The following is a 13,369-nucleotide window of genomic DNA, read 5'->3' on the forward strand; positions in this document are numbered from 1 at the left end:
CGGTTCAGCTCACGCTGACGCCGGCCCGCCCGGAACGGACGGCGGGGACGCCGGACCGCCGCTGACCTTGACGCCGCCCGCCTTGTTCAGGCCCTCGCGCTGTGGGATGACCGTGTAGCGCGGATCCTTCGCCGACTCCACGCCGCCCTCGAACACCCCGAAGCGGGTCAGCACCGAGCCGGCCAGCAGCGAGGCGCCGGCCAGCGCCGACACGACCCGGCTGCGGTGCCCCACGACCGCGCCGACCGCTCCCACCGCGGTCAGCAAACGGGCGGCTCGCAGCAGTTTGCCCGGCCGGCCCTTCCGGTACGGCTCGCTCAGCAACCCGTGCCCGTGCTCGACCCGGTGCCCGGCCGCGAGCTCGACCGCCGCCCCGGCCACCGCCATGCGCCGCATCGCCCGGCCCGGAGCCGCGATCAGCCCGACACCGGCGCCACTGGCCAGCGCGCTTCCGGCGAACATGAAGGGCAGGTCCGGGTACGCGGCGTTCCAACTCGGCACGGCTGTGTCCGAGAAAAGCACTGCGGTGTACGTGGCCAGCCCCGGAGCAAGCAGTGCGGCCCCATATCCGGCGGCCGCACCGACCGGCGGCAGCACCTTGCGGGCCAATCCGAGCACACCCCTGTCGGGCAGGAACGGCGCCACCTCGGCCGCCGCCGCCAAGCCCGCCGCGCCACCGAAGAAGCTCAGCAGCCAGGTGCCCATGGACATCGGCGAGGTCGGCTTGGCCACCCGCAGCATGTGGTGGAACCGGTCCGGCCGCCCCAGATCCTTGATCAGGAAGAACGCGCTGGCCCCCAGCGCCCCCATGGCCGTGGCCCGCCCCGCGACGCGCAGCACCGGGTCGTTGGTGGCCTGCCCGCCCGCCGCGACCATCGCCGACCCCGCGGCCAGCCCACCGGTGAACAGGTAGATCGCGATGTCATGCGTCCACACCGGCGGCCGCACGATGGGCCGCCCGTAATAGGACTGAAAGTCGGCCTCGGGCACCATCGACCGGTCCCCGCCCCGGCCACGCTTTCCGCCGCGCCTGCCGCCGGACCGCTCGCCCGAGGACCGGCCGTCCGACGAACGGCCACCCCCGGACCGAACGCCCAACGAGCCGCTGTCCAAGGAGCCGCCGTCCGACGAGCCGCCATCCGACCAGCCGCTACCCGACGAGCCGCCGTCCGACGAGCCACTGTCCGACGAGCCGCCATCCGACCAGCCGCCATCCAAGGAGCCGCTGTGCAGCGAGCCGCTACCCGAGGCGCCGCGATCGGATGAGTGCTGGTCCGAGGAACGTTCGTCCGGGGAGGGCGTGCCGGAGGAAGTCGGGCTCACTTGCGCCTCCCGGCGAACGCCACAACCGCCGTGGCGGCCATCGTCAACGCGGCCAGCCCGGCCCGCTTCCACATCGACACGACGTCGCGGGTCGGCACGTGCGGGTCGGGTGGCAGCCCGTACACCTCGGGCTCGTCGAGCAGCAGGAAGAACGCACCGTCCCCGCCCACTCCGTCCGACGGGTCGTTGCCGTACAGCCGCGCCTCGGCCACCCCTTGCGACTGCAGCGTCTCGAGCCGGCGCGCGGCCCGCTCGCGCAGCTCGTCGAGCTCACCGAACTGGATCGACTCGGTCGGGCAGGCCTTCGCACAGGCCGGCTCGAGCCCGTCACCGATCCGGTCGTAGCAGAGGGTGCACTTCCAGGCCCGCCCATCGTCCTCACGCCGGTCGATCACGCCGTACGGGCACCCGGAAATGCAGTAACCGCAACCGTTGCAGATGTCATCCTGCACCACGACCGTGCCGAACTCGGTGCGGAACAGCGCCCCCGTCGGGCACACATCGAGGCAGCCCGCGTGCGTGCAGTGCTTGCACACGTTCGACATCATCAGCCAGCGGAAGTCGCTGCGCGGCGCCTCGTTCACCCGCCCGGGAAGATCAGTCATCGGCATGCCCAGGAACTCGCCGCCCCCAGAAGCGCCAAACCCAGAAGCGCCAAACCCAGAAGCGCGCCCGGAAGCGCTAACCGCAGGAACGCCGCCGTGCGACGAGCCGGCCCCACAAGCGCAGCCCCCGGAAGCACCGGCTCCGGAAGCACCAGCCCCGGAACCGCAACCCCCGGAGGAACCGGCCGCAGAAGCGCCACCGCCAGACGAGCCGGCCCCACAAGCACAGCCTCCAGAAGCGCCACCCCCGGAACCGCAGCCGCCGGAGGAAGGCGCCGCGCCGATGAACTCAGAACCGGCAGTGGCGGCCGCGGCCAGAGCGTCAACGGCCGGCGGAATCCCCGGCGACGTCCCGGTGGCAGGGGCGGACCGCGCAGCCACCACGTTGGTCGCCGGCAGGGAACTCGGCCCCACCGGCAGCCCCGCGAAGGCCCCCGGCGTGTCGGTGGCCGCCCCCGAGGACGACCGGGGCTGCTCGATGAACGCCACATGCCGCCACGAATTGGCCGTCAGACCGCCCGTGTTGTCGTACGACTGACCGAGCAAATCGAACCCGTCGTCCGGCACCGCGTTCCAGGTCTTGCAGGCCACCTCGCACGCCTTGCATCCGATGCACACCGAGGTGTCGGTGAAAAACCCCATCCGCGGTGGCGCATCGGTGTACCCGGCGTCCAGCGCGGGATCGAGCGGCCCGTACAGGCTATTGCTCCCCATCAGCGTCCCTCGGGGTCTCGATCGGCGTGCGGTGATCGGGCGTGAGGCCCGCCCGGTCACGGTAGCCCTGGACGTACGCCAGAAGTTCGCGCCCGGAGGGCCGGCGCCCGGGCTGGATGTCGCACGTGCCGACCTTGCTCTCCTGGATGAGCACGTTGGGGTCCAGCGTGATCCCGATCAGGTCGTTGGCCGAGTCGCCGGTGACCAGGCCCTCGCTGCCCCAGTGGTACGGCAGCCAAAGCTGGTGCACCACGCGCCCGTCGATACGCAGCGGGGCCAGCCGGTCGGTGACCATCACCTTGGCCTCGATCGCCGCGCGCGCCGTCACGATGTGCGCCCAGCCCATGTGCTGCAGGCCGCGCTCCCCCGCCAGTTCGGGCGATACCTCGACGAACATCTCGGGCTGCAACTCCGACAGGTACGCCAGCTGCCGGCTCATGCCACCGGCGGTGTGATGCTCGGTGAGGCGGCTGGTGCTGAAGACGTACGGGAAAACTTCGGCGTGCCTTTCCGGCGGGCTCGGGTTGGTCAAGTTGTCGGAGCGCTGATAGACCTTGCGCGTCGGGTTGGCCTGCTGGCCGTAGAGCGGGTTGCGCACGCTCGACTCGGCCGGCTCGTAGTGGGTCGGCATCGGCCCGTCGATGAGCCCGCTCGGCGCGTACAGCCAGCCCTTGCCGTCGCCCTGCATGATGAACGGGTCGTCGCCCGAGATGGCCTCGACGCCCGTCGCCCCGCCGGGCGGCCGGTACGAGGGCGGCTTGGTCTTCTCGAAGTCGGGCACGTCGTCGCCGACCCATTCGCCCTTGCCGGCGTCCCACCAGACATACTTCTTGCGCTCCGACCACGGATTGCCGTCGGGGTCGGCCGAGGCCCGGTTGTAGAGCGTGCGCCGGTTGGCCGGCCAGGCCCAGCCCCACTCGGGCGCGACGTAGTTCTGCTCCGAGCCGGGCTTGCGCCGGGCCGCCTGGTTGACGCCGTCCTTGTAGACGCCGGTGTAGATCCAGCAGCCGCCCGAGGTGCTGCCGTCCGGCTTCATCTCGGTGAAACCGCTCAACAGCTTGCCCGTCGTCAGGTCGTACCCGTTGATCTCTTTCAGGATGTCCTCGGCGCTGGGCTCCCGCAGCTCACCGTGCAGCTCGTAGTCCCACGTCAACCGCAGCACGCCTTCGTCGCGCGCCGAAGTGGACCCGGCCAGCTTCTCGCGGATGATGCGGCCCAGGTGGTAGAAGAACCACAGCTCGCTGCGGGCGTCGCCCGGCGGCTCGACCGCCTTCTCCCGCCACTGCAACATGCGCTGGGTCTGGGTGAAAGTTCCCTCCTTCTCGGCGTGCGAGGCGGCCGGCATGAAGAAGACCTCGGTCCTGCACTCCTCGGGAACGATCTCGCCGGTGCCGATCTCGGGGCCGTTCTTCCAGAACGTCGCGCTCTCGATCATGTAGAGGTCACGGACCACGAGCCAGTCGAGATTGGCCATGCCGAGCCGCTGAGCCTTGCCGTGCGCGGAGCCCACGGCCGGGTTCTGACCGAGCAGGAAATACCCCTTGATCTTCCCGTCGATCATGTCGAGCACCTGCTGGTACGTGCCGTGGTCGCCGGTCAGCCGGGGCATCCAGCGGTACCCGTAGTCGTTCTGCTCGGTCGCCGCGTCGCCCCAGTAGGACTTGAGCAGGCTCACCGCGTACGACTTGGCGTTGGACCAGAACCCCTTCTGCTCCGGGTGCCGGATCGCGTCGATCCACTGGTCGAACGTCTCGTGCTGCTGGAAGTGCGGCATGGGCAGGTAGCCCGGCAACAGGTTGAACAGCGTCGGGATGTCGGTCGAGCCCTGGATGCTGGCGTGCCCGCGCAGCGCCATCACACCGCCGCCGGGCCGGCCCATGTTGCCCAGCAGCAACTGGATGATCGCGCCGGTGCGGATGTACTGCACGCCCACGCTGTGCTGCGTCCAGCCCACGCTGTAGACGAGCGCGGTCGTCCGCTCCCGGCCCGAGTTCGCCGTCCAGGCCTCGCAGACCTCGAGGAACTTGTCCTGCGGGACGCCGCACAGCCGCTCCACGACCTCGGGCGTGTAGCGCGCGTAGTGCCGCTTGAGGATCTGGTAGACGCAGCGCGGGTCCTGCAGGGTCACGTCGCGCGGGACGTCGGCCGGGATCGGCGGGCCGTGCGACTCCTGCTCGAGGCCCGAGGCTGTCTCCCGGTCGATATCGGACTCCCCCTCCTCCTGCCCCTCGTCCTGCTGACCGGCGTACTGCCAGGAGCTCTGGTCGTACGTGTTGGTCTCGGAGTCGTAGCCGGAGAACAGGCCGTCCAGATCCTCGGTGTCCTGGAACTCCTCGCTGACGAGCATGGACGCGTTGGTGTACGCGAGCACGTACTCGCGGAAGTCCTTCTCATTGCTGAGGATGTAGTTGACCACGCCACCCAGGAACGCGATGTCGGCCCCGGCCCGCACCGGCAGGTAGGTGTGCGCGAGCGCGCTGGTGCGGGTGAAGCGCGGGTCGACGTGGATGACCTTGGCCCCGCGGTTCTTGGCCTCGACGACCCACTGGAAGCCCACCGGGTGTGCCTCGGCCATGTTGGAGCCCTGGATGACGATGCAGTCAGCGTTGGCCAGATCCTGGAGGAATCCGGTGGCCCCGCCACGGCCGAAGGAGGTCCCCAGACCGGGGACGGTGGCGGAGTGTCAAATACGGGCCTGGTTCTCGATCTGGATGGCGCCGATCGCGGTGAAGAGCTTCTTTATCAGATAGTTCTCTTCGTTGTCGAGCGTTGCCCCGCCGAGGCTGGAAATTCCGAGCGTACGGTTGAGGGGGCGCCCGTCGTCGTCCGAGTCCTGCCAGGTCGCGTCGCGCGCGGCCAGCACCCGGTCGGCGATCATGTGCATCGCCGTGTCGAGATCGAGCTCTTCCCAATCCTTGGAGTACGGCCTGCGGTAGAGCACCTTCTGTTGCCGGCGGTCGCTGGTGACCAGGCTCAGGCTGGCCGAACCCTTGGGGCACAGGCGGCCGTGCGAGATCGGGCTGTCGGGGTCGCCCTCGATCTGGACGACCTTCTCGTCCTTGACGAAGATGCGCTGCCCGCAGCCGACCGCGCAGTAGGGACAGACCGACTTGGCGACCCGATCGGCGGTCTCGGTGCGGGCGGTCAGCGCCTTCGACTTGGGCGATTGCGCGGCGGCGCCCCGGCCCAGGGGATCGGTGCCGGTGAGCTGCCGGTAGACCGGCCACCCCTCGATCCAGGTCTTGACTCCCACGATCAAAACCCTACGCCGGCCCCCGGCTCGCCGCACCCGGGGCGGAACTGGCCGATCTGCGACGCGCAGCACGGTTTACGACGCCAGATGGCGCCCGACCAGCACTCCGGCGTGATACTGGGGTGGATGGCTACTTCCCGGCGTCCCGTGCCCATGCGGCGGTGCCCCCGTTGCGGGCACCAGACGCGCGCCGACCGCATGGTGAAGGGCTTCGGCCGCGACTGCGCCGCCCAGCTGGGCCTGGTCGGGCGCTCGGTCGACACCGGCCACGACGGGCCCGACCTGCTCGACGAGCTGCGCGCCGTCACCGCCTCGTCCGAGGAGGAGGACTCCTGCGACGGCTGGGACCGGCCGGGCGACGGCCCGTACGGATGGTGAGCGGCAACGTCCGGAATGCATTCTGATCAGGCGGTATCCTCCTGCACCCCGGCGCGTCGGCGCGTGACCGATGGAGGTCAGAAGGTAGTTGCAGTGGTAGTGACAAATGTCGCCGTGACGTTCATCATGGCTCGATGCCTGGCCGTCACCGTCCGCTGCAGCGCACCGGACTGATCGTTACTGCCGCCGCCGTAGCCGTTGCTGTGGTCGCGGGCGGCGCGTATGCCGGTTATCAGGAGTGGTCCAGCGAGGGCTGCGCCACCACCGTGCAGCTTCAGGTGGCTGCCGCGCCCGAGATCGCGCCCGCCGTCCGGGCCGCGGCCGACGCGTGGAGCCGGCGAGAGGGCACCTGCGCCCAGGTTGCCGTGGCCGCCGTCCAGCCGGCTTCGGTCGCCGCCTCGGTGGGTGGCAAGCACGGCGTGAACCTGGCCGGCGTCGGCACGGGGGCCCAGTCCGAGGCGGACGGCGTCGACGCCTGGATTCCCGACTCGGGCACCTGGCTGGTGCGGATCTCGTCGGAGGCGCCCGGCTTCCGGCCGACGGTGCTCGGCTCGGTCGCCACGAGCCCGACCGTGCTGGCCGTGCCGGAGGCCTCAGCCGCGGCTCTCGCCCGTACGCCGAAAATGGCCGACCTCGTCAAGCGGCTCTACGCCGACAAGGCGCTGCGGCCCGGCCTGGTCGAACCGTCGCGCGACGCCACCGGGCTGGCCGGGCTGCTCACCGTGGCCGGCGCCACGGACTCGGCCGCGCTGCGGGTCGGTGTGATGCGGGCCCTCGCCGCCAACAGCTCCACCATCCGCGAGGACCTGCTGCTCAAGGTCGGCGACACGGTCGGGGTCGCGCTGCTGTCCGAGGCCGACGTCATCGCCCACAACGCCAAGACTCCGGGCAATCGGCTGGCCGCGGTCTATCCGAGCCCGGCCACGGCGGTGCTCGACTACCCGTACGCGATCATGCCGGGCGTCGACCCGGAGAAGGCCGCCGCGGCGACGCGGCTGCGCGAGGCGCTCGGCGGTCTCTCCGCCGATCTCGCGTGGGCCGGGCTGCGCGGCGCCGACGGTTCGGCCGGCACCGGCTTCCCGGCCCCGCAGGGCGCTCCGGCCAAGGTCGTACCGCCGCCCGCGCCCGGCGCTGCCGCCCTCACCCCACTGCTCGGCAGCTGGACAGCAATCACCCAGCCCGGCCGGATGCTGGCCGTGTTCGACGTCTCCGGCTCGATGAAGGCCAAGGTGCCCACGGCCGGCGGGCTGACCCGGGCCGAGGTCACCCAGCGCACCGCGCAGCAGGGCCTCGCGCTGCTCGACGGGCGTTGGTCGGTCGGCAACTGGACGTTCTCGACGAACATGGTCGGCACCCGCCCGTGGAAGGAGAACGTGCCGATCTCGTCGGTCGCCACCAACCTGCCCCAGCTGCGGGCAGCGATCGGCCGGATCACGCCGAAGGACGGCGGTGACACCGGCCTCTTCGACACCGCGCTGGCCGCGTACGCCGCGGTGAAGAAGGACTGGAAGCCCGGGGTCTCCAATTCGGTCGTCATCTACACCGACGGCAAGAACGACAACCCGGGCGGCCTGAAGATCGAGGAGCTGGTCGCGAAGATGACGAAACTCCGCGACCCCGGCAAGCCCGTCCGCATGATCATCATCGGCATGGGCACCGCGATCGACCGCGCCGAACTGGAGGCGATCGTCGAGGCCTCCGGCTCCGGCGGCGTCTTCGTCGCCACCGATCCCGCCAAGATCGGCGAGATCTTCCTGGAGGCGATCGCCAGCCGCCGCGGCGCCTGACGGGCCAGCGGCTCGCCGCGGTCGTGCGGACGAGGACCCAACAGAACGGGACAGCCTGTGACAGGGGTCTCGTGATCTTGCGTTGACTTGAAGTGGGGTTGAAGTTTTAGGTTTGGGGGCCAGTCACGAGAGAGGACCCCGATGCGACTGCCCCGGCTCTTCACGCCGCGCACCACGGTGAGCGCCCACTGCGACCTGCCCTGCGGTGTCTACGACCCCGCGCAGGCGCGGATCGAGGCGGAGTCGGTCAAGGCCATCTGCGAGAAATACCAGGCCAACGAAGACCCGGAGTTCCGTACGCGTGCCCTGATCGTCAAGGAGCAGCGGGCCGAGCTGGTCAAGCATCACCTGTGGGTGCTGTGGACCGACTATTTCAAGGCGCCGCACTTCGAGCAGTACCCCGAGCTGCACACCCTCTTCAACGAGGCCACCAAGCTGGCCGGTGGCGGCGGGTCCAAGGGCTCGGCCGATCCCGAGGTCGCGGGCCGGCTGCTCGCGAAGATCGAGGAGATCTCGACGATCTTCTGGGCCACCAAGAACGCGACCACGAAGGCCTGAGGAAACACATACATGGATCGCGCCCTGAGGGTCGCCGTCGTCGGTGCGGGCCCGGCCGGCATCTACGCGGCTGACATTCTGACCAAGGCGGCCCCGGCCGCCAGCGTTGACATCTTCGACCGGCTTCCCACGCCGTACGGTCTCATCCGGTACGGCGTCGCGCCGGACCACCCGCGCATCAAAGAGATCATCACGGCGCTGCACAACGTGCTGGACGATCCGCGCATCCGGTTCATCGGCAACGTCGACTACGGCGTCGACGTCAAGCCCGAGGAACTCGCCCCGTTCTACGACGCGGTCGTGCTCGCGACCGGCGCCGACAAGGACCGGGATCTCGACATCCCGGGGATCGACCTGCCGGGCAGCTACGGCGCGGCCGACTTCGTGTCGTGGTACGACGGTCACCCCGACGTACCCCGGGAATGGCCGCTGACCGCCACGAAGGTGGCCGTGCTGGGGGCCGGGAACGTGGCCGTCGACGTGGCCCGCATCCTCGCCAAGACCGCCGACGAGCTGCTCGAGACCGAGATCCCGCACAACGTGCACCAGGGGCTGCTGGCCAGCCCGGTGACCGACGTGCACCTGTTCTCGCGCCGCGGTCCGGGCCAGGTCAAGTTCACGCCGATGGAGCTGCGCGAGCTCGACGAGTCGCCCAACGTCGAGGTGATCGTGCACCCCGAGGGCATGGAGTTCGACGAGGGCAGCCTGGCCGCCATCCGGGCCAAGCGCTCGCTCAAGATGTGTGTCGACGTGCTGCAGAACTGGTGCGCCCGCGACCCCCGGGACCGTCCGCGCCGCCTGCACCTGCACTTCCTGCAGGCCCCGGCCGAGATCCTGGGCGATGCCGACGGCGTGACCGGGCTGCGCACCGAGACGCAGGAGCTCACCGGCGACGGCACGGTGCGCGGCACCGGCGAGTTCACCGACTGGGACGTGCAGGCCGTCTACCGGGCCATCGGCTACCTGAGCCGCCCGATCGCGGACCTGCCGTTCGACCACGCCACCGGCACGGTCCCGCACGACGCCGGCCGCGTGCTCGACCTCGACGGCGAGCACGTTCCCGGCCTGTACGCGACCGGCTGGATCAAGCGGGGCCCGGTCGGCCTGATCGGCCACACGAAGAAGGACGCCAACGAGACGATCACCAGCCTGCTGGCCGACGTCGACGCGCTGCCGCCGGCGGTCCACCGCGACCCGGCGGACGTGCTCGGCCACCTCGACCGGCGCGGTCTCGCGTACACCACGTGGTCCGGCTGGAAGCGCCTCGACGAGCACGAGGTCGGCCTGGGCAACCCGCACGGCCGCAAGCGGATCAAGGTCGTCCCGCGCCAGGAGATGATCGACATCAGCGGCGGCCGCTGAGAACGGCTCCGGCCTCGCCGGCCTCCCGCGGATCGGCGGAGGCCGGCGAGGCCGGCTGCAAGAAACCTGCAAGCAAAGCTTATTGACCTGCGTGGATGAACGGTGGGACATTGCTGACGTCGGGTGCCGGCGTGGGCTCCCGCCGGCACCCGCTACACGACCGGCCGGGGCTCGAGCACGACAACCACCGCTTCGGTCGACCGCAGGGACGCGTACGCGTCGAGGTCCTTGTCGAACGTGCGCCAGCGATCCCAGAGCCGCGCCCGCTCCTGCCCCTCGGCCGCCCGCGCGTGCACCGCCCGGTCGCTTCCGCCCAGCTCGACGGTCGCCTCGGGCGCCTCCCGCAGGTTGAGCCACCAGGCCGGATGCCCCTCGTGCCACCCGTTCATGGACAGCAGGACCAGGTCGGACCCGTCCTCGAAGTACGCGAGAATCACCCGGCGTTCCTGCCCGCTGAGCCGCCCCACGGTCGTCAGCCGCAGCGACCCCCACTTGCCCGGCCGCGGCCGCCTCAGGCCCAGCCGGCCGCCGCTGAACCGCAGGATCGCGCGGTGCACCGACCACGCCGCTCGCTCCACCCATCGGGGCGGAACCCGAACCTTCTTCTCACCCGGCATACCCGACCACGGTAACCAGGGGTCGCAATGCGACTACCGTGCGCGTCGTTACCTGTGTCACCTCGGACGGACCGATGACTCTTCTTCCCAGGGCCGGTCTGACGACACGCCAGGCACGAAACCCGGAGCAGAAGGCGCGACCACGATGAGCTTCCAGGCATACCTCGACAACATCGAGGCGAAGACCGGACTGACCCCTCGCCAGTTCATGGCGCTGGCCCACGAGCGCGGCCTCGACGAGCCGTCGACCAAGGCCGGCCAGATCGTCGAGTGGCTGAAGGAGGACCACGGCCTCGGCCGGGGCCACGCCATGGCCCTCGTCCACGTGATCAAGAACGGCCCCAAGATCGACGACAAGCACGTCGGGACGTCCGGATCCCATAGCGACGAATCGGACACCCTGTGGCTCGACGGCGTCGCCAACCGTCCCTGAGCCGCCTAGGAATCGGCCCGCTCGTGGAAGCTGCGACGGGTCACCAACTGCACTGCGTTCAGGTCGAGCAGTTGGCCGTCGACGGACAGCAGGCGCTCGCGGGCTTCCGCGGGGAGCGACACCGTCGAGCCGGCGGCCAGCGGGAGCAGGTGCAGCGTCACCTCCGCGCCGGGGCGCCAGCCGGCGTCGCGCAGGTTGACCGTCCAGGTCGAGCCGTCCCAGAAGCGGTCGGTGGCGGTGCGGCCGTCGATGCGGAGCTCGCCCACGTCGCCGGCCCAGTCGATGCGCAGGAAGGCATCGAGGCTGGTCGGCGGGACCGCGATGCGGTAGACGGCCGCCAGCTCGTCGAAGGCCTCGAAGCCGGGCGCCGACTGGCGACCGTCGAATTTGCCGTACGAGACCGGGACCGTCGCGCCGGGCGGGCACACCTGGTCGAAGGTGGCGGGCGTCGAGAAGCCCGTGCCGCCGGGGAGCAACGGCAGTGGCACGAACCGGCCCGCCTCGTACACCCGCACCGAGGGCGTGCCGACGGCCACCGCTTCGATCCGGCCGTCGGCGCCCCAGCGCAACTCGTCGTCGGAGAGCAGGAGCCGCCGCCGGGAATCGACCCAGACCGAGTCGGCCGCCGACGCCGGAAGCACCAGCAGGTCGAGTCCGGGCAGGCGGACGGGCTCGAAGCCGGGTGTGGCGGCGGCCGTCACGCCGTCGATCGAGTACCTGACCTCGATGCCCGCCGAGGCGACGAGCACGAGCGTAGGGGTCTCCCCCGGCAGCACCGTGAGGGCCGAGGCAGTGGCCCAGTCGAGCCGGACGTCGCCCAGCTCCAGGCGCACCGGCCAGCAGGCGAGCGTTCCGGGCGGGACGTCGACCGGCGGGAGGGTCAGCGAGACGGCGTCCAGCTCGATCCGGAACTGCGCCTGCCGGTGGGTGGGCAGCGGGAAATGCGGCTGGTGCCACGCGATGAACAGGAAACCGCTGTCGCCGTCGCTCCGCAGGGCGTAGCGGAGCGTTTCCGTGTCGCCGACTCCGTGCGGGCGTACGGAGGGAAGGGTTGACGGCATCTCGGCCAGCCGATCGCCGAAGGCAGCCAGGAAGATGTGCTGCCGCCGCAGCGCCGCGTGGCTGTCGCCCAGCAGACCCGCTTCGCCGATGGGGGCGTGGAAGTCGTAGCCCAGGCGCTGCATGTCGTTGGGGTAGCCCGTCGCGTGCGACTCCTGCGTGCCGGGCGGGTTCGTTCCCCCGGCGTACATGTAATAGCCCTGCCAGGCCGAACCGTTGCCGATCTTGCAATGGGCGATCGTCGCGACATCGAGCGCGCGGGGCCACGGCCGCCGGTGGTAGGCGGTGCCCATGCCGCCGCTCAGTTCGCACGTGGCCGGCGGGAACAGCGGCGACGGCGTACGCGGCTGAGGCGTGCCCAGCCGAGCCTCGTGCAGCCGCCGCACGTCGGCGCCGATGCCGGGATCGTCCCAGACGTGCGAGAAGAAGTAGTGGTCGCGGAACGTCGGGTCCCACGGCGCGTCGGCGTCCACCCAGAAGCCGTCGCCGTAGCCGCCGTACAGCGGCAGCACCTCGTTCTCGGGCAGGTCGGCGCCGCCCCACGCGGTCGCCGTCCACAGCGGCGCGGACATGCCGGCCGCCCGCGCCAGCCGCTTGAGCGTCACCAGGTGGCCGGGCTGGTCGTAGAGCTCGTTCTCGAGCTGGATCCCCAGCAGCTCCGGCTCGCCGATCGCCCCGGCGAGCTGCCCGAACCATTCCTCGACCAGCGCCAGGTAGGCCGGGTCGTCCGTGCGGTGGGCGACCGGCGCCCGCTGCACCCAGTCCGGGAAGCCGCCGTTGCGGGTCTCGCCGTGACACCACGGGCCGATGCGCAGCACCATCTCGAGCCCGGCCGCGCGGACCTCCTCGAGGAACGCCCCGACGTCGAGGTTGCCGTCGAAGCGGGGCTCCCCCCGAAGAGAAACGTGGTGGAGCCAGAACACGTAGCTGGCGACCACCGTGACGCCGCCGGCCCGCATCTGGCGCAGCCGTTCGGCCCAGCGGTTCCGCGGCACCCGGCTGTAGTGCAGCTCGCCCGAGACCGGGATGACCGGGCGCCCGCCGAGCGTGAGGTGCCGGCTGGTCAGGGCGGTTCCCGGCCGTACGTCCTCGTCGTTGCTCATCCGCGGCCGGCGCGGCGGCTCACTCCACGGACGGTGCGTGACAACGAGCACGGGGCCTCCCACGAAACAGTTCCTGTAACCGGTCACAGCTGGCTGAGCCCGCACGATACCGCGTCGTAACGGCCCGGACGCAAGTCCTTGACAAACCCGAAAACGAGCAGCACTGTAACCGGTCAC

Annotated in this window: 9 protein-coding genes and 2 pseudogenes; 6 read left to right on the plus strand and 5 right to left on the minus strand. The window is 70.7% G+C overall.

The window, feature by feature from the left end; all coding sequences use genetic code 11:
• Positions 1-9: 9 nt before the first annotated feature.
• Both nrfD and LXN57_RS31275 read right to left on the minus strand, forming a co-directional pair.
• The gene (nrfD, locus tag LXN57_RS31270) at positions 10-993 is read right to left on the minus strand and encodes an NrfD/PsrC family molybdoenzyme membrane anchor subunit (RefSeq protein ID WP_251801776.1); all 984 of its coding nucleotides are present in this window, start codon (positions 991-993) and stop codon (positions 10-12) included.
• A 326-nt stretch (positions 994-1,319) separates the two neighbouring features.
• A pseudogene (locus tag LXN57_RS31275) lies at positions 1,320-1,958 on the minus strand (4Fe-4S dicluster domain-containing protein); the annotation flags it as partial.
• A gap of 253 nt (positions 1,959-2,211) precedes the next feature.
• Here LXN57_RS31275 and LXN57_RS31280 point away from each other — a divergent pair.
• Positions 2,212-2,466 (plus strand): hypothetical protein, encoded by a 255-nt coding sequence (locus tag LXN57_RS31280; protein ID WP_251801778.1) that lies wholly within the window; start codon positions 2,212-2,214, stop codon positions 2,464-2,466.
• Positions 2,467-2,634: 168 nt separating this feature from the next.
• On the opposite strand, the pseudogene fdh reads toward LXN57_RS31280, so the two are convergent.
• Positions 2,635-5,895: pseudogene (fdh, locus tag LXN57_RS31285) on the minus strand (formate dehydrogenase); the annotation flags it as partial.
• Between the two features lie 126 nt (positions 5,896-6,021).
• Between fdh and LXN57_RS31290 the strand changes: the two are divergent.
• From LXN57_RS31290 to LXN57_RS31305, 4 genes are all read left to right on the plus strand, one after another.
• Positions 6,022-6,273, plus strand: a complete 252-nt coding sequence (locus LXN57_RS31290; RefSeq protein WP_251801780.1) for a hypothetical protein — start codon at positions 6,022-6,024, stop codon at positions 6,271-6,273.
• A 134-nt stretch (positions 6,274-6,407) separates the two neighbouring features.
• Complete coding sequence (locus LXN57_RS31295) at positions 6,408-8,060, plus strand: VWA domain-containing protein (protein WP_251801781.1); 1,653 nt, start codon at positions 6,408-6,410, stop codon at positions 8,058-8,060.
• 141 nt (positions 8,061-8,201) lie between these two features.
• The gene (sodN, locus tag LXN57_RS31300; protein WP_251801782.1) at positions 8,202-8,618 is read left to right on the plus strand and encodes a superoxide dismutase, Ni; all 417 of its coding nucleotides are present in this window, start codon (positions 8,202-8,204) and stop codon (positions 8,616-8,618) included.
• 12 nt (positions 8,619-8,630) lie between these two features.
• On the plus strand, positions 8,631-9,980 hold the full coding sequence (locus LXN57_RS31305; RefSeq protein WP_251801783.1) for an FAD-dependent oxidoreductase: 1,350 nt from the start codon (positions 8,631-8,633) through the stop codon (positions 9,978-9,980).
• Positions 9,981-10,132: 152 nt separating this feature from the next.
• Here the strand turns inward: LXN57_RS31305 and LXN57_RS31310 are convergent, their stop codons facing one another.
• Positions 10,133-10,597 carry a nitroreductase/quinone reductase family protein gene (locus LXN57_RS31310; RefSeq protein ID WP_251801784.1) on the minus strand — a complete coding sequence of 155 codons (465 nt, stop codon included), beginning with the start codon at positions 10,595-10,597 and terminating at the stop codon, positions 10,133-10,135.
• A gap of 145 nt (positions 10,598-10,742) precedes the next feature.
• On the opposite strand from LXN57_RS31310, the gene LXN57_RS31315 reads away from it, so the two are divergent.
• Complete coding sequence (locus LXN57_RS31315; RefSeq protein ID WP_251801785.1) at positions 10,743-11,030, plus strand: DUF4287 domain-containing protein; 288 nt, start codon at positions 10,743-10,745, stop codon at positions 11,028-11,030.
• 5 nt (positions 11,031-11,035) lie between these two features.
• Here LXN57_RS31315 and LXN57_RS31320 read toward each other — a convergent pair whose 3' ends face one another.
• Positions 11,036-13,243: a beta-galactosidase gene (locus tag LXN57_RS31320; protein ID WP_251801786.1), complete on the minus strand. Its 2,208-nt coding sequence runs from the start codon at positions 13,241-13,243 to the stop codon at positions 11,036-11,038.
• Between the last annotated feature and the right edge of the window lie 126 nt (positions 13,244-13,369).

It is taken from the genome of Paractinoplanes hotanensis (assembly GCF_023717965.1).
In the GTDB taxonomy this organism is placed as follows: Bacteria; Actinomycetota; Actinomycetes; order Mycobacteriales; family Micromonosporaceae; genus Actinoplanes; species Actinoplanes polyasparticus.

What these genes read in the sequence shown, in the direction of transcription:
- LXN57_RS31280 (WP_251801778.1), top strand. Translation starts at nt 2,212, where the DNA reads ATGAACTCAGAACCGGCAGTGGCGGCCGCGGCCAGAGCGTCAACGGCC.
- LXN57_RS31315 (WP_251801785.1), top strand. Translation starts at nt 10,743, where the DNA reads ATGAGCTTCCAGGCATACCTCGACAACATCGAGGCGAAGACCGGACTG.
- nrfD (WP_251801776.1), bottom strand. Translation starts at nt 993, where the DNA reads ATGGTGCCCGAGGCCGACTTTCAGTCCTATTACGGGCGGCCCATCGTG.
- LXN57_RS31290 (WP_251801780.1), top strand. Translation starts at nt 6,022, where the DNA reads ATGGCTACTTCCCGGCGTCCCGTGCCCATGCGGCGGTGCCCCCGTTGC.
- LXN57_RS31295 (WP_251801781.1), top strand. Translation starts at nt 6,408, where the DNA reads ATGCCTGGCCGTCACCGTCCGCTGCAGCGCACCGGACTGATCGTTACT.
- sodN (WP_251801782.1), top strand. Translation starts at nt 8,202, where the DNA reads ATGCGACTGCCCCGGCTCTTCACGCCGCGCACCACGGTGAGCGCCCAC.
- LXN57_RS31310 (WP_251801784.1), bottom strand. Translation starts at nt 10,597, where the DNA reads ATGCCGGGTGAGAAGAAGGTTCGGGTTCCGCCCCGATGGGTGGAGCGA.
- LXN57_RS31305 (WP_251801783.1), top strand. Translation starts at nt 8,631, where the DNA reads ATGGATCGCGCCCTGAGGGTCGCCGTCGTCGGTGCGGGCCCGGCCGGC.